This window comes from Marinoscillum pacificum (genome assembly GCF_024714495.1).
GTDB classification, from domain to species: Bacteria; Bacteroidota; Bacteroidia; order Cytophagales; family Cyclobacteriaceae; genus Marinoscillum; species Marinoscillum pacificum.
The window spans coordinates 193,047-212,632 of record NZ_JAMZMJ010000010.1 but is presented as its reverse complement, the minus strand read 5'-3'; the positions used below and the strand labels follow the sequence as shown (position 1 = coordinate 212,632).

General features: G+C 40.1%; 15 protein-coding genes. 8 read left to right on the top strand and 7 right to left on the bottom strand.

Annotation, left to right across the window (positions count from 1 at the left end; all coding sequences use genetic code 11):
- Positions 1-131: 131 nt before the first annotated feature.
- The 3 genes from NXS00_RS20015 to NXS00_RS20005 are packed head-to-tail and all read right to left on the bottom strand — an operon-like array spanning position 132 to position 2,490.
- Positions 132-1,196, bottom strand: a complete 1,065-nt coding sequence (locus NXS00_RS20015) for a branched-chain amino acid aminotransferase (protein ID WP_258101046.1) — start codon at positions 1,194-1,196, stop codon at positions 132-134.
- 23 nt (positions 1,197-1,219) lie between these two features.
- The gene (locus tag NXS00_RS20010; protein ID WP_258101045.1) at positions 1,220-1,780 is read right to left on the bottom strand and encodes a cob(I)yrinic acid a,c-diamide adenosyltransferase; all 561 of its coding nucleotides are present in this window, start codon (positions 1,778-1,780) and stop codon (positions 1,220-1,222) included.
- Entirely contained in the window at positions 1,777-2,490 is a 714-nt protein-coding gene (locus tag NXS00_RS20005) for an ABC transporter ATP-binding protein (RefSeq protein ID WP_308709531.1), read from the bottom strand. Before NXS00_RS20005 ends, NXS00_RS20010 begins: the two co-directional genes overlap by 4 nt.
- A gap of 91 nt (positions 2,491-2,581) precedes the next feature.
- Here NXS00_RS20005 and NXS00_RS20000 point away from each other — a divergent pair, with 91 nt between their 5' ends.
- Entirely contained in the window at positions 2,582-3,004 is a 423-nt protein-coding gene (locus NXS00_RS20000; protein WP_258101044.1) for a hypothetical protein, read from the top strand.
- On the opposite strand, the gene NXS00_RS19995 is transcribed toward NXS00_RS20000, so the two are convergent.
- Entirely contained in the window at positions 3,001-3,675 is a 675-nt protein-coding gene (locus NXS00_RS19995) for an SDR family NAD(P)-dependent oxidoreductase (RefSeq protein WP_258101043.1), read from the bottom strand. The genes NXS00_RS20000 and NXS00_RS19995 overlap by 4 nt on opposite strands.
- Positions 3,676-3,719: 44 nt before the next feature.
- Here NXS00_RS19995 and NXS00_RS19990 point away from each other — a divergent pair, with 44 nt between their 5' ends.
- A complete protein-coding gene (locus NXS00_RS19990; RefSeq protein ID WP_258101042.1) occupies positions 3,720-4,061 on the top strand; it encodes an MGMT family protein in 342 nt (113 codons plus the stop codon).
- Here NXS00_RS19990 and NXS00_RS19985 read toward each other — a convergent pair.
- Entirely contained in the window at positions 4,056-5,492 is a 1,437-nt protein-coding gene (locus NXS00_RS19985) for a sodium:solute symporter (protein ID WP_258101041.1), read from the bottom strand. The two genes, NXS00_RS19990 and NXS00_RS19985, sit on opposite strands and share 6 nt — an antisense overlap.
- Before the next feature lie 76 nt (positions 5,493-5,568).
- On the opposite strand from NXS00_RS19985, the gene NXS00_RS19980 reads away from it, so the two are divergent.
- The 3 genes from NXS00_RS19980 (at position 5,569) to NXS00_RS19970 (ending at position 8,431) form a co-directional block, all read left to right on the top strand.
- Positions 5,569-5,862: an ATP-dependent Clp protease adaptor ClpS gene (locus NXS00_RS19980; protein WP_258101040.1), complete on the top strand. Its 294-nt coding sequence runs from the start codon at positions 5,569-5,571 to the stop codon at positions 5,860-5,862.
- 2 nt (positions 5,863-5,864) lie between these two features.
- On the top strand, positions 5,865-6,476 hold the full coding sequence (gene recR / locus NXS00_RS19975) for a recombination mediator RecR (protein WP_258101039.1): 612 nt from the start codon (positions 5,865-5,867) through the stop codon (positions 6,474-6,476).
- Between the two features lie 86 nt (positions 6,477-6,562).
- Positions 6,563-8,431, top strand: coding sequence for an ATP-binding protein (locus NXS00_RS19970; protein ID WP_258101038.1), 1,869 nt, complete (start codon positions 6,563-6,565; stop codon positions 8,429-8,431).
- On the opposite strand, the gene NXS00_RS19965 is transcribed toward NXS00_RS19970, so the two are convergent.
- Together NXS00_RS19965 and NXS00_RS19960 are read right to left on the bottom strand one after the other, a co-directional pair.
- The gene (locus tag NXS00_RS19965; RefSeq protein WP_258101037.1) at positions 8,432-8,611 is read right to left on the bottom strand and encodes a hypothetical protein; all 180 of its coding nucleotides are present in this window, start codon (positions 8,609-8,611) and stop codon (positions 8,432-8,434) included.
- 19 nt (positions 8,612-8,630) lie between these two features.
- Complete coding sequence (locus NXS00_RS19960) at positions 8,631-11,528, bottom strand: helix-turn-helix and ligand-binding sensor domain-containing protein (RefSeq protein ID WP_258101036.1); 2,898 nt, start codon at positions 11,526-11,528, stop codon at positions 8,631-8,633.
- Positions 11,529-11,805: 277 nt separating this feature from the next.
- Here NXS00_RS19960 and NXS00_RS19955 point away from each other — a divergent pair, with 277 nt between their 5' ends.
- From NXS00_RS19955 to NXS00_RS19945, 3 genes are all read left to right on the top strand, one after another.
- Positions 11,806-14,505, top strand: a complete 2,700-nt coding sequence (locus tag NXS00_RS19955; protein ID WP_258101035.1) for a carbohydrate-binding protein — start codon at positions 11,806-11,808, stop codon at positions 14,503-14,505.
- Positions 14,505-15,974 (top strand): glycosyl hydrolase, encoded by a 1,470-nt coding sequence (locus tag NXS00_RS19950; protein WP_258101034.1) that lies wholly within the window; start codon positions 14,505-14,507, stop codon positions 15,972-15,974. Before NXS00_RS19955 ends, NXS00_RS19950 begins: the two co-directional genes overlap by 1 nt.
- Before the next feature lie 473 nt (positions 15,975-16,447).
- Positions 16,448-19,582, top strand: a complete 3,135-nt coding sequence (locus NXS00_RS19945) for a SusC/RagA family TonB-linked outer membrane protein (RefSeq protein ID WP_258101033.1) — start codon at positions 16,448-16,450, stop codon at positions 19,580-19,582.
- Positions 19,583-19,586 lie beyond the last annotated feature (4 nt).

Below are 19,586 nucleotides of genomic sequence, written 5' to 3'. Positions count from 1 at the left end.
AGAAGGCTGCTTGATGCTAAGAAGCATTTGCTCAAATCTAAAAATCTCATAATATCCTGATGAATCCAATCTTGAATCTCTCTAAAACAAAAAGACCGACTCAAATACTTTTGAGACGGCCTCTTTTTTGTTTAGATTTTGTGAATCCAGTTATGTGGATCTGGAGTTTCTCCAGTTTTAATTTTATTTAATGTATCTAAGAAGTCCGTAGAGTATTTCCATCCCTCTACTGGAGGAAGGTTGTAATCTATACCATCGTGGTGGATCATTTTGATTTGAGCTACAGTAGCGGCAGTTCCAGCACCAAAAGCTTCCTGCATGCTGCCATCTTTAATGGATTCGATTACTTCTGTTACTTTAATTGGACGCTCTTCCACTTTCATGCCTTTGTCTTTGGCAATCTGGATGATGCTATCTCTTGTAATACCTCTTAGGATAGTGTCACCAGTAGGAGCAGTAATAAGCGTGTCATTTTTAATGAACATTAGGTTCATCGTTCCACTTTCTTCTACATACTCGTGTGTCTTTGCATCTGTCCAGATCAGCTGATTAAAGCCTTCTTTCTGGGCGTCTACGGCAGGTTTCAAAGCAGCAGCATAGTTTCCACCTGTTTTTGCAAAACCAGTACCTCCTTTAGCAGCTCTCGTATAGTGAGTTTCAATCTTCACTTTTACAGGCTCTGCATAGTATGCTCCTACAGGACATGTGATGATTAAGAACTGATAGGTATCAGATGGACGAATGCCTACATATGGATCCATTGCCAACTGGAATGGTCTAATATAAAGTGCAGTGCCAGGGTTAGATGGAACCCACTGGCTATCAATTTTTAATAGTTCATTCAAAGCACTCATGAAAAGTTCTTCAGGAACAGGAGGCATGCACATTCTGACAGCACTTTCCTGCATTCTTTTCGCATTAGCTTCTGGTCTAAAGACGAGAATGTCTCCATTTTCAGATCTGTTAGCTTTCAGTCCTTCAAAAATGGTCGATGCATAGTGAAGGGTAGTGTTGGCCGGAGAAATGCTAATGTTACCATAAGGGACAATTCTAAGGTCTTTCCATTCGCCATCAGCATAGTCTGCGATGAACATGTGGTCGGAATAAACCTTACCAAACTGTAGGTTGTTAAAATCAACTTGACTGATCTTAGATTCAGCTGATTTAGTGATGCTGATGTCCATTGTCTCTGTCATACCTTTTCTAAAGTCTTAGTGTTTCAATCCTGGCCCGGACTCCACGGAGTTTCCGGAACCTCAAACATGTCTGCAAACTTGCGCGCCATCACGAAAAAGTAGTCAGAGAGTCTGTTCATAAATTGAATGATATGAGCGTCTATCTCCTCAGCATTTGAAAGTGCGATGATACTGCGTTCGGTCCTGCGGCAAACAGTCCTGCACACATGACACAAAGATACAACTTGGTGTCCTCCCGGAAGTATAAATGTTTTTAATTCTGGTAGTTCTCCAGAATATTTATCTATCCAAACCTCTATTTGTTTCACTTCTATATCAGTGATTTCTGGAAGTTTGAAGCCTTTGAAACCTGACTCGGTAGCTAAAATGGAACCTATAGAAAACAGATTTTCCTGCAGCCAATAAAACTGGCTGCCGATTCTGGCAGGTACTTCTGGGTGATCTTTTAATAGCCCAATGAAAGAATTGAGCTCATCCACATTGCCATAAGCCTCAATTCTTAAATCTGATTTTGATACTTTTTTACCTCCTAAAAGGGAGGTTTGTCCTTTGTCACCAGTTTTGGTGTATAGTTTTAGACTCATAAAACGGGGGTGGCAGTCCTTACATTTTCGTTGACAACATCAGACTCGATAAGGCCATCACGTAGCCTGATGATACGGTGAGAGTATTCTGCAATATCCTCTTCATGAGTTACCATGATGATCGTGTTACCTTTTCTGTGCAATTCCGCAAAAAGGTCCATGATCTGGTAGGAAGTTTTGGAATCCAGGTTTCCAGTAGGCTCATCGGCTAGGATGATACTTGGGTTATTTACCAGTGCTCTTGCAATAGCTACCCTTTGTCTTTGACCACCAGAAAGCTCATTTGGCTTATGATAAGCTCTTTCTGCAAGACCTACACCATCAAGTGCTTTGAGTGCCATTTCATCTCTGTCGTCCTTACCATAACCTGCATAAACAAGAGGTAGAGACACGTTTTCTATTGATGATGCTCTTGGCAACAAGTTGAATGTTTGGAATACGAATCCGATTTCCTTATTTCGAATTTCTGCAAGCTCGTTCTCCGTAAGGTCGCTTACGTCATTGTTGTTCAATACGTACGTTCCTGAAGTAGGAGTATCCAAACAACCAATGATGTTCATGAGCGTAGACTTACCAGAACCTGATGGTCCCATGAAGGCTACATACTCTCCTTGATTGATCTGAATAGAAATATCTTTGAGGGCGTGAATCGTTTCACTGCCCATTACGTATTGCTTTTTTAGGTTTTTGGTGTCGATGATAGAACTCATAGTGGCTTAAATCTAGCGAAAACTTTATAACTCAGTAAACTCTCCTACTAACGGGTTATTGCATAGTTTTGGTTGTCAAAATTGAATTTTTATGTTAAAAGTGCTTTTAGTTTTTGTTGGTTGGTGGTTTGGAACGTTTAACGGTTGGGATACACTGCAAAACATAGAAATCAAATCGAGCTATGATGACATGCTCGGAGAGTCGTTTGATGTGCCTGTTTTCTCTGATGAACTAAAGTCGTTTGAAGGAAAGGTTGTTTCTATTGAGGGCTATACCATTCCCCTGCAACAAAGTGTAGAACAGGATTATTTCGTGCTATCAAGGTTTCCTTACAACAACTGTTTTTTCTGTGGAAATGCAGGTCCAGAGACTGTTGCTGAAGTTTACACCAAAGAACCAGTGACTTACAAGGACGTTCGAGTTCGGGTAACAGGAACCCTGAAGTTAAATGATCAGGATCCACTGCATTTATTCTATGTGTTTGAGGATGCCGAAGTAGAGCTCCTGGATTAGGCGTTATTATAAAGTTTTAGGATGGTGTTTCTCAAGCTAGAAGCACTATCTGAAAGTAAGTGACCAATGTTCTGAGCTATTGCTTCTGGAGTCACCCAGTCACTGAAGTTGCTGTCTGGCATTGCTTCCCGATTTGGAGGAGTGTCAATGATGCTTGGCACAATTACCGAAGCTTGAATGTTGTTCAGATCACCATCAGAGTTAATTAATTCTGCAAGATCGATCACCGATGATTTCGCTAGTGCGTAAGGCAAAACGCCTGATCCGTCACCTTCTGCTGCTGGTTTTGAACCAGTGAAAATGATTTTACCACCACCAGTTTCATTCATCCATTTTACGCATTCTCTGCTAGTGAGATAGGCGGTCATGAAGTTGAGCGTGTATTGCTTCAATACATCTTCTTTGCTGGAATTTAGGATAGATCCCATTCCAAATCCACCTGCTAACAATACCGCTCCATCTAACTGATCGTAATTCGATTTAATCTTGCTAAAGCATTCTGCCACGGATTCTTCGTCAGTAAGATCACATTCATACAGATCGATTTTTTCCTCTGTAGCTGTGGATGATCGTGTGGTTCCAATGAGTTGATATCCTTCTTGAAAAAGAAAATCTACAACTGCTGTTCCTAAGTTTCCTGTTGCTCCGGTGATGAATATGTTTTTAGCCATGGCTTGCTCTTTTATATTTACAACTCAATATTGAACGCTAAGTTATGACAGATTCTAAATCTAGCTTTTTTCAGGATGTTTATGAGGTTGTCAAATTGATCCCAGAGGGCAGGGCAACTTCCTATGGAGCTATTGCGAATTATTTAGGATTGAAGCGTAGCGCAAGAATGGTGGGCTGGGCCATGAATGCCGCTCATTCAGATCCAACGATACCTGCACATCGGGTGGTCAATCGAATTGGTGTGCTTTCAGGAAAGATTCATTTTAATGGCGGTCCGAATGTCATGCAAGAACGATTGGAAGCGGAAGGAATAACAATTGAAAATGATCAGATTCAGAAATTCAGTGAGGTTTTTTGGGATCCAATGATTGAGCTGGGATTATGATTTTTTAATTAGAATGAGCCCAATAAACGTTAACAGTCCGTTTAGAATCAAAATCTCAAACCCAAATTTGTAGCCGCCAAACCATGCTGCGGAATTGATATTAATAATGTAAGAAAGAATCGGTGATAGGATTGTTACTACTGGCACCAGATGGTCTTTCACATTAATTTTAGTGAACATGCCCAGGGCAAACATTCCTAATAGTGGTCCATAAGTATATCCAGCAGCTACAAATACTGCTGTGATGACGCTCTGATCATTGATGGCTTGAAAAACCAAAATGACAATGAAGAGAACTAATGAAAAGGCCAGGTGAACGATTTTTCTGATGGTTTTCTTTTCATGATAATTAGCAGGAGTGAAGCCTAGAAAATCCACGCAAAATGAAGTGGTCATTGCCGTCAGTGCAGAATCTGCGCTGGAATAAGCAGCAGCTGTAATACCTAATAAGAAAATAACTGCTCCGATCGTTGGGAAATGATTAATCGCTAGCTCAGGGAACAAATAATCTGTTCTCTCAGGAATCGTCATTCCGATGTGTTCGGCAAACTGAAACTGTAGTAATCCCAAGCTCAGAAATAAGAAATTGGCAATTACCAGGATGATACAAAACCAAAATACGTTTTTCTGAGCATCAGAAAGAGTCCGACACGTCAAATTCTTTTGCATCATGTCTTGGTCCAGTCCGGTCATCACGATGGCTATGAATGCACCCGAAATGAATTGCTTGAAGAAGTTTTTGCCACTTTGCCAGTCCCAGTTGAACATGGTGAAGCGTGGATCGGATGTCATGTTGGTGGTTAATTCACTCCAGGTCCAGTTGAGTTCATCTTTGATAAAGAAAATACTGATCATTACCGCTGCCAGCATAAATGCTGTTTGCAAGGTGTCTGTCCAAACAATCGTCTTGATGCCACCTCTGAAAGTATATACCCAAATCAGTACAATTGTTACCAGAACCGATACCCAGAAAGGAAGATCAAATGCATCAAAGAACGAGATCTGTAGAACCCCAGCTACCAGGAAGAGTCTGAAGGATGATCCGATGATTCTGCTCAATAAAAAGAAGAACGCACCAGATTTATAGGACCAGAAGCCAAATCGCTGCTCCAGGTAAGTGTAAATAGAAACCAGATTGAGTTTGTAATAGAGTGGGAGAAGTAGTTTGGCGATCACCCAATAGCCAACTAGATATCCGAGAACTACCTGGAAGTAATAAAAGTTGCTATTGCCCACTTCTCCGGGTACAGAAATGAAGGTGACACCCGATAAGGAGGCGCCAATCATGCCGAATGCTACCAGATACCAGGGGGATTGACGATTGGCGTTGTAAAAATCTCCATCTGAAGAATTACGTGAAGTAAGCCATGATATCGTGATCAAAACCAAGAAGTAACCAAAAACAATACTCCCAACAATTACCGGACTCATTTGATTATCTAATAGTTAGCGTATACAAAAACGCTCAAAATTGTGGCAAATAAATCACATACACTAATTTTGCAGTATGATGCTAGAAATGGAATTTGCACCTGAAGTAGAAGAGTTAGTTGAAGTTGAGGAAGATTATGGACAAGATGATTTGAAGAATCTGGTTGTTCACAATGACAACTTCAATACGTTTGATCATGTGATCAATACGCTCATCAAGGTGTGCAAACACGACGTACAGCAAGCAGAACAGTGTACTTATCTGATTCACTACAAAGGAAAGTGCTCGGTAAAAAATGGTTCGTTCAATGAACTAAAGCCGATGAAAGAAGGTATTACTGATGCAGGGATTTCTGCGACTATCGAATAAGTATGGATTATCCATCTAAGTTGGTTGAACAGGCAGTGGAGGAGATATCCAAGCTGCCCGGTATCGGACGTAAAAGTGCATTGCGTCTGGCATTGCATTTATTGAAGCAACCAGATACCCAGACTTTTTCTTTGGCTGAGTCTTTAAAAGACCTACGCACTAAGATCAAGTACTGTGGCATGTGTCATATCATAGCTGACACTGAGGAGTGCACTTGCAAAACTCCTTCCAGAGATGTCACTACGGTTTGTGTGGTGGAAGATACTCCGGATGTACTTGCTATTCGAAATACAGGTCAATACAATGGATTGTTCCATGTTTTGGGAGGACGTATATCTCCTATGGATGGGATAGGGCCTGAAAACATCAAAATTGATTCGCTAATAGAGCGAGTAAAAGAATCTGAAGGAGAAATTAAGGAAATCATTCTTGCCCTTAGTTCTACAATGGAAGGAGATACTACTTCTTTTTATATCACAAAAATGCTGAAACCAACAGGAGTAAAGGTGTCTACTATCGCCAGAGGAATCCCTGTTGGAGGAGAATTGGAGTTTGCAGATGAGGTGACACTCGGACGTAGTATAGCTACCAGAACCCTCTTCTCAACTGAATAAACTTCTTACCCTCTGTGGAATTGGTGTGGTTTTTAAACTCTATTTGAGCTATATTCCGTTTAGCTAAATTGCTCACCTATCATCCTATGCTCAACCTTGTAACGGTACTATATGCATTAGTTGGCTCCTATCAGTTAGATTCCATTGCTGATTTACCCGATAGTCTGTTGGATGTGAAAATTGCCGCCTATGAGAAGATTATTGAGTCTTCTAGGGATTCTACCATTAAGGCAAAAGCGCATTTAACACTCGGTGATGAATACCTTGATTTAAAGTTTAGTGATAGAGCCTTAGAGCAATACAAATCGGCTTTGGATTTATATAAAATCGATCAGGATTCGGTGGGTATTAGTCAGGCATTAGCCAAATTGTCTACCGCTTATTCTACCGTTCAGCAATATCATGATGCGTTGAGATATGCCTTGCTTATTCCTGATTATTCTACGGATTTGGAAGTGTTGAAAGTCAATAGCCACCAGATCGGTTATGTTTATTTCAATCTGTTTTTGCCAGATTCTGCAGAGAAATACTTTAGACAAGCCATTAGGCAGTATGAGATAACAGATGATGTGCCTGTGGCATCATTGCTTATGCTGGCAGGGTTACAAATAGATCAAGGAAAATATGAGAATGCTTTACAAGGAATGTTGGAACTTGAAGAGAAAGGCATTTCAACTGGAACTAAAACGTCCCAATATTTTACTTATAATTTTATAAGTGCACTGTATAAAAAGCTCGGAAATCAAAGAATGAGCAGAGTCTATCTAATAAAGCGAGACTCCCTACATATCACTGAAGACGATGTTCCAAGGCCGCTTGACTTTCTAGAAACGAATGTTATTGCGGATACGCTCTCGATGAATTTTAAGGACGCTATAGAAAATCAACGTAAGTACATCTTAGAGTTAAAGGCGTTTTATAAAAATGATCTTTCAACTCAGCTTGCGAATTTTCAAAAGCTATATGAACTGCAGGAGAAAGAGGGGAAGATAGAATTGCTCGAGAAGGAAAATCAGCTTTACGAGCTACGTCAACATGAGAGTAAGTTTTATTTAATCATTCTTGTTCTTAGTGTTGTCATTCTCTTTCTCGGATTGCTTTTGGCCTACCGTATGCTGGTTTTAAGAAACAAGCGAAATAATGAGTTGAAAGTATTGAATGAGCGAATCTCTACTCAAAGTGATGCTTTGCAAGAAAAGAATGACCTCTTACAGCATACGATCAAAGAGCTCAAGGGAACGCAATCACAGTTGATTCAATCTGAGAAAATGGCATCAATTGGTTCGTTTGTCTCAGGAGTAGCTCATGAGCTAAATAACCCTATCAATATTCTTAATGGTGGCCTTCAGGTGATTGAAAGAAATCTTGGAGAGATGGAATTTGATGATAACAAGCATCAGGATCTATTGGATGACATTCAGATCATGCTAAAGGAGTCAAGTTTTAGTATCGCCAAGATCAATCGAATTATTCAGGCTTTGATTATTGCTACATATACAGATAAAACTCCCGTAGAGGTGGACTTTGTGGAGATAATCGACAATGTGAAAATCGCATTGAGGGAAGAATCTAGCAAGGGTGATGTAAAATTCATTCAGGAAGTAGAGTCCGTTCGATTTACTTGTTTCCCAAACCGTATTCATCATGCGATTAAATCGGTCTTGGAGAATGCGTTCTATTATGCAAGACAATCTTCACCTGATGAGGCGTTTGTAAGAATAGCTTTGAAGGAGCTGGAAAAATCGTTGGTTGTGACCATAGAAAATAGTGGTCCAGCTATTCCTGAAGCTGATCTGCTCAAAGTGTTTGATCCGTTCTTTACGACAAAAGATGATAGTGAATCCCCTGGTTTAGGATTGTATTTTGCTTTCAGTGCAGTGAAAGAACATCGAGGCACTATTTCGGCTAGTAATGCGGATGGTCATGTGACTTTCACCATGACTTTCCCAAAGTAATCACTTCCTTCTTTTGGTAAGGAGGTTATAGGAAAGTAACAAGGCTATTGATAATGCCATGATCATGAAATACCATCTAGGCGCACCTTGTTTCCAGGTAGTGTAAAAATATACGGCACTAATGCCCATTACTACTGTAACAAGAAAATAGCTTAATGATTTGAGTGCTCTAGGGTTCATAGTTGACTGCAATATGTGGTTAAGGAGCTAGCTTTTCCAAAAACTCCACCATGTTTTCTTCATGTTCCAGGTCTAATCGTTTTCTCAAACGATATCTGGCAGTTTCTACACCTCTTAAAGAAATGTTTAGAATCGGAGCAATTTCCTTATTGGAAAGATTCATTTTGACCAATGCACAAAGTCTTAGTTCCTTAGAGGTCAGGTCTGGGAAATGCGTTTTTAACTCCTGGAAAAACTCATGGTGAACTCGCTCAAAGTTGGCCTCAAATACATGAATATGTTCCTCGTCATTTAGGTGAATACCAATTTTTCTAACCAGATTTCGAAGAAGATTTCTGGATTTTTCATTCTTAGCAACTTCTTTTAGATCTTTCAAATCTTCACGAAGGTCAGTAAGTAATTCACGCTTTCTTACTAGCAGCATGGTATAATTGGCCAGCTCTTTACTTTTAAAGATTACATCTTCTTCCAGAATTTTTTTGTCTTGCTCAATTCGTTCTTTTTCTCGCTCTAGCTTCATTTGCTGGAGCTCTAGTTCCAGAACAGTCTGCTTTTTCTTCTCTTCTTTTCGGGTTTTCTCTGTTTCAGAGGCTATTTTATTATTGATTAGTTGATGAGCTAATACGATCCCACCAATGATCAAAACAGTTAGTAGTCCATAAGCCCATTTTGTTCGATACCATACTGGTAAAATAGAAAAGCTATAGGAGGCGATTTCTGCATGTTGACCAATTAAGTTTCTGGCTTTAACCTGGAATGAATACGAGCCTGGATACAGCCTTGAAAATCCCGCAGTGGAGTTGGTACTCCATTCCGACCAGTTTTTGTTAAGTCCATTTAGTTTATAGCTGTATTCTACTCTTGTTTGGTCTTTTAGCCTTGGTGCGGAAAATTCAAACCGAAACTCAGTAGCATCATGAGGAAGATGAATGTTGTCTGCTTTCAAAGCAACATTCGATCGTTTATCCTGAGCTCTATAGCTGATGCTATTGAGTATTGTTTTTTGATCTGCTATTTGTTTTAAAGAAAGATCATATGCATATAACCCTGTTGTAGTTCCGATCAACACATTCTCTTTATTGATGGGTAGGATGCACTCCATTCCTCTATTGAAGGTTCCTTTGTGCTCTAGAAAGAGGCCTTTATTTAACTCAGTGTTGTTATTGTCAAAATATCCAGCTTCATCATCGTGTATAAACCATGTCTGATTCTGATAAGTGAGAAGTTTTCTAACATTCTTATCAGTGCCAAAGATGTTATTGAGTTTAGAATGTGGGACAAAGGTGTTTTGCTTATTATCATAGGTGTAAATCCCAGAATTGGTCGTGAATACTATTTGGTTCTGGTATTCAAACACGTTGATGTTGAATGGTGATGGCAGTCCTCGATCTTCAAAACTTTCTACAGCGATTACATTTTGATAATTCTTGTCAAGTTGGACCTTAAAAACGCCTTTATAGCCGTGACAAACCCAGAAGGAGCCTTCTTCCTCACCTTGGATGATGTCTCTGCTTGATTCATTGAATCCATCAAGCCGGTACAATATTTGAAATCCATTCTCTGGAGAATATTGCATCATGTGGATGCCTGTATAAGTACAAACAAAGTAATGATCAGGTCTACCTCTGATTGGAATTACCTTCCAAACTCCTCTCGCTCCTTCGATTCGCTTGATTCCAGTTTCTTCCAGTATGAATAGACCAGCATCATGACTGCAGATGATCTTATCATGCAGTATCTGAATGGTCCATGTCTGCCCTTCCAATCCGGGTATTTTTTTGAAATTGAGGTTTGCGAAATAAGGGTTTTGGACGATTTTATCCGAAACAAATACGCCTTGATTGGTCGCCGCATAGAACTTCTCGTCTCGGATGATGACATCAAACACCGAGGCGTTTTCGAACAAAATACTGACTGGAGAGGTGATGTTTATGCAGTCAATCCCATTGTTTAGCAATGCCCAAATGTTGCCTTCTGCGCTCTCAAACAAATTAAGAACCGTGTTGTCTTGAAGCTCTAGAAAATCATCTTGCGAGCTAATGATTTCTCCTGATTCATCAAGGACGATGATTTGAGAGCTTAGTGTTCCAATGTAGGTATTGCCTCCAGAAGATTTGATGGCAGAGATTAGCTGATTACTTGAGTTAGGATCTAAATAATCCTTGTAATGAGAAACGGATTTGGTATGCTTATCGAAAAGAAATGATGATCCTTGTTTGGTCAATATGTTAATGGAGGAATCATCGGGTCCAGGTATGATCTCAGCGATAGATATATTGGAAATTTGCGAGTATAGGATGATGGTTTCGAAGCTGAAACTTTCCAGGTTCAATAGTTTTATTCCTTCTCCATCTGCTAAATAAAGTTGATCATTGATGACTGTGGAGTAATAGAACCCTTCAGCCGGAATGGTGAACACCTTATTGCCGGAGATGGCAACTAGCCTCGCAAAACTTCTAAAAATGATATGGTTTTGAACTTCATGAATGTCCCAGATATTCTCCAGGTTGCGTTCTTCCGTTCGGAGTTTTTCCAGGTAAGAGTTGTATGTGTATTGCCCGAAATCGTCTTTTTCGATTATTCCGAAATCATTGAATCCACCAGCATAAACTTTTCCATCTGAGCTATAAAGTAAGCTTCGAATGGAGGAGTTATTTGGTAAGGTGAGTTTGGTCCAGCGTGCTCCATCGAAAATAAGCGTGCCGTCATTGTTGCCAAAATAAAGAATGCCGTTTGTGTCCTGACACATGGCCCATATCTGAGGGTCACCTGAAAAGTCTTCTCTGCTATAATGAATAAGCCTGGGAGTTCCTCTGATTTCGGTATTCTCATACAATGCTTCTTCAATATTCTGACTATTTACAGTGTTTAATGCACCGAAAATGAGCCAAAAAATCGCTCCCAAGTACCCTTTCATACGCTGATTTGCCTTTCTATTCAAGCTGATTAATATTCTGGATATCAAAGATATATGAACATCTGAAGTAGTGATGAAGTACTTCAAATAAATGTTGATGTATTTAAGATGTAACCCGAACTTATATAACTGTTGCCAATCACATTACTTTTGATAATGCAGATTTATTGATTGAAAACGATTGGATATTGAAAATCCACTAAAAATAACTCCAAAATTAATGGCAAAAACGTCAAACTTTCAAAATATATTCAGCCACACGACCTTGTGGTTTTTCATGGTTATTATATTAAGTGTTGGTACTTTAAATGCGCAGCTCCTTCATACTGATGGGACCAGAATTGTAAACGAGTCTGGTGAAGAAGTGATATGGCGAGGTGTTGGTCTTGGAGGATGGATGTTGCAGGAAGGCTATATGCTTCGGACTTCAGGTCCACAGCATGAGATTGAAGCTAAAATTGAGGCATTGATTGGTGCTGAAAAAACGGAACAGTTTTATGAGGCATGGCTGGCTAACCACACACGCAAAATAGATGTGGATTCTATGGCAAGTTGGGGATACAATATGATCCGTCTTCCTATGCATTATAAACTTTTTACGCCTCCAATCGAAGAGGAGCCTGTGGCAGGTGAGATCACCTGGAACGATAAGGGATTCGAAATGGTAGATGAGCTCCTGGAGTGGTGTGAAGCCAATGAGATGTATTTGATCCTGGATTTACATGCAGCTCCTGGTGGGCAGGGTGAAAATGCGGACATTAGTGATTATGATTCGACAAAGCCATCTCTTTGGGAAAGTGATGCCAATAAGGATAAAATGGTGGCTTTATGGGTAAAGCTGGCTGAAAGATATAAAGATGAGCCGTGGATTGGTGCTTATGACATCATCAATGAGCCTAACTGGGGTTTTCAAGATCACAACAATGACCCAAATGGATGTGCAGAGTCGCAGAACACACAATTGTGGAATTTACAAAAGCGAGTAACTCAAGCCATACGAGAGGTTGATACTAAGCATATTGTGGTGATCGAAGGAAACTGTTGGGGAAATAACTACTCCGGTTTGCCGGCTCTATGGGATGATAATTTAGTTATCAGCTATCATAAATATTGGAATCCTAATACTCAGGGAGCAATTCAGGGAATGCTGGATATGCGTACCAATAGAAACGTGCCGATTTGGTTGGGTGAAACTGGTGAGAACTCAAATACCTGGTTTACCAATGCAATTAGCTTGTTTGAGTCTAATAAAATGGGATGGTCCTGGTGGCCACTGAAAAAGCTCGGTGGTAACAACCCCCTTCAAATCAAGATGAATGATGGTTATCAGGATGTTCTTGATTACTGGAATGGCAGCGGCTCCAAGCCATCTGAGGCAGATGCTTTTGAAGGATTGATGCAGTTGGCAGAAGATCTTAAGTTGGAGAATAATATATATCATCCTGATGTAGTGGATGCTAAAATTCGTCAACCACATACAGACGACACAAAACCATTCAAACATCATAAGATTGGAGAAGGCGAGTTTTCAGCGATTAATTTCTCAGACTTTGATCTAGGCAAAAGCGAGTTTGCTTACGCTGATAATGAGGTAACCAATATAACAGGTAATGCTGGTGGTCAGGCGTGGAATCTTGGATATGCATACAGAAATGATGGAGTAGATATTGAAGAAACACAAGATGAAAGCGAGTATGCTAATGACTACAATGTGGGTTGGACTGAAGATGGAGAGTGGATGCAATATACGGTTATTGTTGATTCGACAGGAGCATATGATTTAACAATACGTTATGCAGGTCAAACTGGCGGAGTTGTGCATTTAGAGATAGATGGCATAGATGTGACTGGACCGATTGAGCTTACTTCTAGCGGAGGATTCCAGATCTGGACTGATAAAGTTCTAGCTGATGTGGCGTTGCGAAAAGGGACTAATAAAATCAAATTTGTAATTGATCAGGGAGGGCCAAATCTTAGCTACTTCGGTTTTTTTTTGACCGGTCAACTAAGTGATATTTCTTTCACAGCCCTGTCAGCCAAAACAAGGGAAGATGGGTTAATTATCCTGGATTTAAACAAAGAAATAGATCAAAGTGAAGGTTTAGACGTAGATTTTGATGGACTATCTATGAGCGTGAATGGCTCAGCTTCAATTATTTCTACTATAGCTGTGGAAAGTTCTTATCAATTGCGATTGGAATCTGAGGCTGTGCTGATTGATACAGATAAAATAACGCTTTCATACCCTGGAGGAGGCCTGTTGGCGACAGATGGAAGTTCTTTGCAGGCATTTTCTGAGCTTAAAGTCACGAATAATCTTCCTTACCATGCAGCTATTCCTGGTAAAATTGAAGCGGAAAATTTCATTTTTAATCAAGGGCTGGAGCTTGAAACTACTTCGGATGTAGGTGGTGGACAAAACATCGGCTATACAAGTACTGGTGACTATTTAGATTATCAAGTAGCAATTGCTGAATCTGGTACTTATAAATTAGAGGTAAGGGTGGCATGTGAAAGCAATGCTGGTAAGCTGCAGTTTCAGCAATTAGCTGAAGATGGGGCTGTTCTAAACAAAGCGGATGTTGTGGTGCCTATTACTGGAGGATGGCAGACATGGCAGACTGTTTCCAGTACTATTGATTTGGAACAATCACGAGGTGTATTACGCATGAAAATTCTAGATCCGGAGTTTAATGTGAACTGGTTTCAATTATCATCTCTCGGAGGTCCATTGTCTGAACCAGTCAAACAATTGAATTTGTACCCTAATCCAGTAAAAGATTCATTTGAGATTCATTTGCCTGAGGTTAAGGGATTGGTGAAAGTGCAAGTAGTATCGATGGAAGGTAAAGTTGTGAAAGAAGAGCAGATCGAAAATGGAGAATCTGTATCAGTAGATCAATTGAAAAAGGGGCTATACATAGTCAATGCCTGGGCAAATAATGATCACTTTAAAGGTAAAATCATTATTGAATAGTGCGCTTATATCTCTATATCGTTGCATTTAATATTTCTCTCGCTGTTTTTTCACAGAAGAGTGAGAAACGGGGAATGGCCTATGGACATCATTCTCAGGCAGATATGCAGGGGTTAGAGTCCAATATCAGTTGGTGGTATAATTGGTATCACCTTCCAGATGAGGGATTAAGGGAGAATTTCAAAGATTTTGATGTTGCTTTTGTGCCAATGGCTTGGAATGGAGATTTTGATGAAGTTGGAATGCGTTCATTTTTATCCTCCAACCCTCAGATAGAATATTTGTTAGGATTCAATGAGCCCAACTTTACAGATCAAGCCAATATGACTCCCTCAGAGGCAGCCAGCGCATGGCCTAAATTGGAGCAAATTGCTAAGGAGTTTGACTTAAAAATTGTTGGTCCGGCGGTTAATTACTGCGGAAACTGCGTTTCAGAAAATGGGATTACCTATTCAGATCCAATTGAGTATTTGGATGATTTTTTTGAAGCCTGTCAAAACTGTCAAGTTGATTATATCGCTGTGCATTGGTATGGGTGTGGTGGCCTGGATTGGTATTTAGATCAATTTGCCAAATACAATCTTCCGATTTGGGTCACAGAGATTGCCTGCTGGGATCAGGATAACATTAGTTTGGATCAGCAAAAGAGTTTTTTGATCAACGCTGTGGATCAAATGGAAAATCATCCCAATGTAGAAAAGTATGCCTGGTTTACTGGGCGAGGAGATGGGCCTTTTATTTCACTCTTGGGCGCTAGCGGTCAGCTCACGGAGCTAGGTGAATTTTACATGAACATGCCTATTCATGATAAAGAAGCTTATGTCTCAATTCCTGCTAAAATAGAAGCGGAGGCCTATCAGCAGATGGATGGTGTCCAGTTGGAGCTTTGCTCTGAAGGTGAAAACGAAATCAATGTAGGCTATTTGGAGTCGGGGGATTTTTTGGAGTATAATATTGAAGTTGCTGAAGCTGGTGTGTTCAACTTCAATCTGCGATATGCTGCTATTCGACAAGGAAAGCTTGGTCTAGAGTTAGATGATGTTGGAGTTTTGAATGTTTTTCTGCCTTCAACGGGTGATTGGCAAGATTGGGAGAATGTGGGCTGGGATTTAGAATTGTCCGAAGGTACGCATACAATAAGATTGGTAGTGTTAGTTGAAGGATTCAATCTTAATTGGATGGATATTCAATATCCAAAAGAACCTTTGAATGTTGCCATTCCGAAGGATCATGTTGAGGTGTACCCTAACCCGGCAGATATTAGTTTCTCAATTTCAGAAGTAGATAACATTCACCAGATTATCATTTCTAACATCAATCATCAGGTGGTTTATAGAGAAGTCATTTCTCCGGATATTCGTGAGTTGAAGGTTGATGTGTCTGGTTTTTCTGATGGATTGTATATTATTCGGATGCTTTCTCCAAATGGAGGTATAATATCGTCCAAACTTTTAGTTCAGCACCTATAATTGTAGCGAGTCGATTTCTTTAAAAAATACCATTCTCTAAATACGGGAGTGATTTTACCAGCCAGACATCCTATTTTCTTAAATTTTCTTCTATCATTTTGAGCATTTCTTAATGCACTATGAGGGATTGGTTCTTTATAGGGGCATCTGTGGAATGTTGAGGCTCTTATCTGAGGTCAAAGCTTATGAAATCCTTTACAAATTGTATTATTCTAAGTGTGGTTTGGTGAGTTACTGGCGAGTTATAGGCTAATAATTGAGGTGAAAATATGTTTTAAGTAATTGATATACAGTATTTAAATATCAATGAAGTAGTGCTGGCGAGTGCCTCTTAATAGTGAAGTAGTCAAAGTGTAGTGTGAAATTCAATATCACTAATCAGGGATTCTATATTTGGAATTGATGAATTGATCAATAAAGACTTAGTCTTTTGAGATTCTAACAATTAACCATTCATAATAAACCTGATAAATATGAGATTGAAAATTTTACCCGAGTTCAAGAGCGTGATGAGGCTCTTAACGGTATTCGGTCTTTCGCTGTTCTGGGGAGTAACCAATGCCCAGGAAGTAAAAGTGACAGGAACGGTGACTGATAAAGAAACTGGCGAGACTTTGCCGGGTGTGACTGTTCTGGTGGAAGGAGCAACCAATGGTACCATTACAGACATTGATGGTATGTATCAGCTCAATGTTCCTGCAGACGGTGCAAGACTTGTTTTTTCATTTGTGGGGTTTGCATCACAAAAAGTTGATGTAAATGGACAAAGTATTGTCAATGTTGCGATGGAAATTGACATTCAGTCTTTGGAAGAAGTTGTGGTAACAGGGTATGGCACTCAAAAGAAAAGTGTGGTAACTGGTGCTATTTCAAGTATTAAAGCTTCAGATCTGGAATCAATGCCGATCAACAGAGTGGAGCAAGCACTTCAAGGGCGTACATCTGGTTTGACCATTGCAGCTAATTCTGGACAGCCTGGATCATCTGCTACGGTACGTGTACGTGGAATTACCTCACTAAACAACAACGATCCATTGTGGGTAGTAGATGGAGTGGTGGTTGATAATGGAGGTATTGGTTACCTTAATCAATCGGACATTGCATCAATTGAAGTTTTGAAAGATGCGGCTTCTCAGGCCATTTATGGTGCAAGGGCAGCTGCTGGAGTAATCCTCGTTACCACCAAAAAAGGCCAGCAAGGAAGTATGAAAGTTAGTTACAATGGCTTTTTTGGTACTTCATCACCGGCAAGAAAATTGGACCTTCTGAATGCAACAGAATATGCGACGCTTAGAAATGAATCGAGGATTGCAGCAGGACTAACGCCGGAGTTTAGCAATCCTGCTAGTCTTGGTGAAGGCACAGACTGGCAAGAAGCAATTTTCAATAACAGCGCTGTAAAACAAAACCATGAAGTGAGTTTTAGTGGAGGTAATGATGTTTCTACTTTTTATACCTCGTTTGGGTATTGGGATCAAGAGGGTATTGTAGCTTCGGATATCTCCCAATATACCAGATACAATGTTCGAGTTAATACTACACACAAAATAACCAAATGGTTGACTTTTGGGGAGAATCTAGGATACGCTAGAGAGAAGTCTGTTGGTCTTGGAAATACCAATAGTGAGTTTGGAGGGCCTTTGAGTTCGGCTATAAACCTGGATCCAATTACTCAATTGGTGGTAACAGGAGCAGCGGCAAATGCAGCACCATATACCAATACAGGCATTCAGCGTGATGCCAATGGAAATCCTTATGGAATATCGACTATCGTAGGTCAGGAAATGACCAATCCTCTGGCTTATATTCAAACTAGAGAAGGAAATTATGGCTGGAGTGATAATGTGATAGGTAATACCTTTTTTGAAGTGGCACCTATCGAAGGATTGAAAATCAGGTCAAACCTGGGTGTAAAGCTTGCTTTCTGGGGATCTGAGTCATACACTCCTGTATTCTGGTTAAACTCTTCTAACGTAAATTCAACTAATTCCTTCTATAGAGGAAGTAATCGTGGGTTGAATTACAATATTGAAAATACCGTTTCCTATACCAGAACGTTTTCAGCTCATAATGTGAGTGTGCTTTTAGGTCAAGGAGCCTACATGGATAATAATTCAAGAGGAATAGGCGTAACATATCGAGATATTCCTGCTACGGATTTCGAAAGTGCGTCCATGAATTATAGCGTACCAGCGGATCAAATTACAGCAAGTGGATATGAAGGAGCACAACATAAGGTAAGCTCCATCTTTGCTCGAATGAACTACAACTTCGACGAGAAATATCTTTTAACAGCTGTTTTAAGACGTGATGGGTCATCGAGATTTGGGTCTAACAATAAGTATGGATTCTTCCCTTCCATGTCTTTAGGGTGGGTGACATCATCAGAATCGTTCTGGCCTAAAAATGATGTAGTAAACTTCTTGAAAGTTCGAGGAGGTTATGGTGTTGTTGGTAACGATAATATCGGTGATTTTGCATACCTCTCTACAGTTGGTGGTGGTAGAAACTATGCTTTTGGTACTACCGGAGCGTATTATAATGGGGTGAGTCCTAATTCTCCTTCTAACCCTGACTTGAAATGGGAATCAACTTCTCAGATAAATGTAGGGTTTGAAGCTTCTGTATTCCATGATGTAACGGTGACTTTTGACTGGTACAAAAAAGTGACAAGCGACATGTTGATGAACCCGAGGATTCCGGCGTATGTAGGTGCTATTAGTAATCCTGCTGCCAATGTAGCTACTATGGAAAACCGAGGAATTGAGCTTGAGCTTGGTTATAGAAAGAATATTGGAGACCTGTATATAGGGGTTAATGGTAATGTTTCTTATCTGGAAAACGAGGTTACAGATCTTGGAGCTGGTGTTGATTATTTGTCTGGAGGGCAGTCTTTCCAGGCTAGTAGATATCCAATTACAAGAACTGCAATAGGAGAGGCAATTAACTCATTCTATGGGTTCCAAAGCATGGGAATATTCCAAAATGAAGAAGAGGTAAGAAACTACACCAATGCAGAAGGGGGAATGATCCAGCCAAATGCAAAACCGGGTGACTTTAAGTGGCAAGACACTGATGGTGATGGAGAAATTACGGAAGCAGATAGAACATTTATAGGTGATCCTACACCTAACTGGACGTATGGTTTGACAGTAAATCTGGCATACAAAGGATTTGACCTGGTCGTCTTTGGGCAGGGAGTTGCTGGAAACATGATTTTCCAGGGACTTAGAAGATTGGATGTTTCCAATGCTAACTATCAAAGCGTAGCTCTTGGAAGGTGGACTGGAGAGGGTTCCTCTACTGATTACCCAAGATTGATCGATTCAGATCCTAACGGGAATTTTGCAAATCCTTCCGATTTCTACTTAGAGAAAGGTGATTATTTCAGATTTAAGACAGTTCAGTTTGGTTACAACCTGCCAACTTCTTTGCTAAGCAATGCTGGTATTGATAAGGTGAGAGTTTACCTAATGGCTGAGAACTTATTGACATTCACTAAATACACAGGATATGATCCTGAGATCGGTGGCGGTGTAATGAGTATTGACCGTGGTGTTTACCCTCAGGCACGTACCTATATGCTTGGTTTAAACTTCAGTTTTTAATCAA

Coding starts and splice junctions, on each gene's coding strand:
- NXS00_RS20015 (WP_258101046.1), bottom strand. CDS start 1,196: ATGACAGAGACAATGGACATCAGCATCACTAAATCAGCTGAATCTAAG.
- NXS00_RS20010 (WP_258101045.1), bottom strand. CDS start 1,780: ATGAGTCTAAAACTATACACCAAAACTGGTGACAAAGGACAAACCTCC.
- NXS00_RS20005 (WP_308709531.1), bottom strand. CDS start 2,490: ATGAGTTCTATCATCGACACCAAAAACCTAAAAAAGCAATACGTAATG.
- NXS00_RS20000 (WP_258101044.1), top strand. CDS start 2,582: ATGTTAAAAGTGCTTTTAGTTTTTGTTGGTTGGTGGTTTGGAACGTTT.
- NXS00_RS19995 (WP_258101043.1), bottom strand. CDS start 3,675: ATGGCTAAAAACATATTCATCACCGGAGCAACAGGAAACTTAGGAACA.
- NXS00_RS19990 (WP_258101042.1), top strand. CDS start 3,720: ATGACAGATTCTAAATCTAGCTTTTTTCAGGATGTTTATGAGGTTGTC.
- NXS00_RS19985 (WP_258101041.1), bottom strand. CDS start 5,492: ATGAGTCCGGTAATTGTTGGGAGTATTGTTTTTGGTTACTTCTTGGTT.
- NXS00_RS19980 (WP_258101040.1), top strand. CDS start 5,569: ATGATGCTAGAAATGGAATTTGCACCTGAAGTAGAAGAGTTAGTTGAA.
- recR (WP_258101039.1), top strand. CDS start 5,865: ATGGATTATCCATCTAAGTTGGTTGAACAGGCAGTGGAGGAGATATCC.
- NXS00_RS19970 (WP_258101038.1), top strand. CDS start 6,563: ATGCTCAACCTTGTAACGGTACTATATGCATTAGTTGGCTCCTATCAG.
- NXS00_RS19965 (WP_258101037.1), bottom strand. CDS start 8,611: ATGAACCCTAGAGCACTCAAATCATTAAGCTATTTTCTTGTTACAGTA.
- NXS00_RS19960 (WP_258101036.1), bottom strand. CDS start 11,528: ATGAAAGGGTACTTGGGAGCGATTTTTTGGCTCATTTTCGGTGCATTA.
- NXS00_RS19955 (WP_258101035.1), top strand. CDS start 11,806: ATGGTTATTATATTAAGTGTTGGTACTTTAAATGCGCAGCTCCTTCAT.
- NXS00_RS19945 (WP_258101033.1), top strand. CDS start 16,448: ATGAGATTGAAAATTTTACCCGAGTTCAAGAGCGTGATGAGGCTCTTA.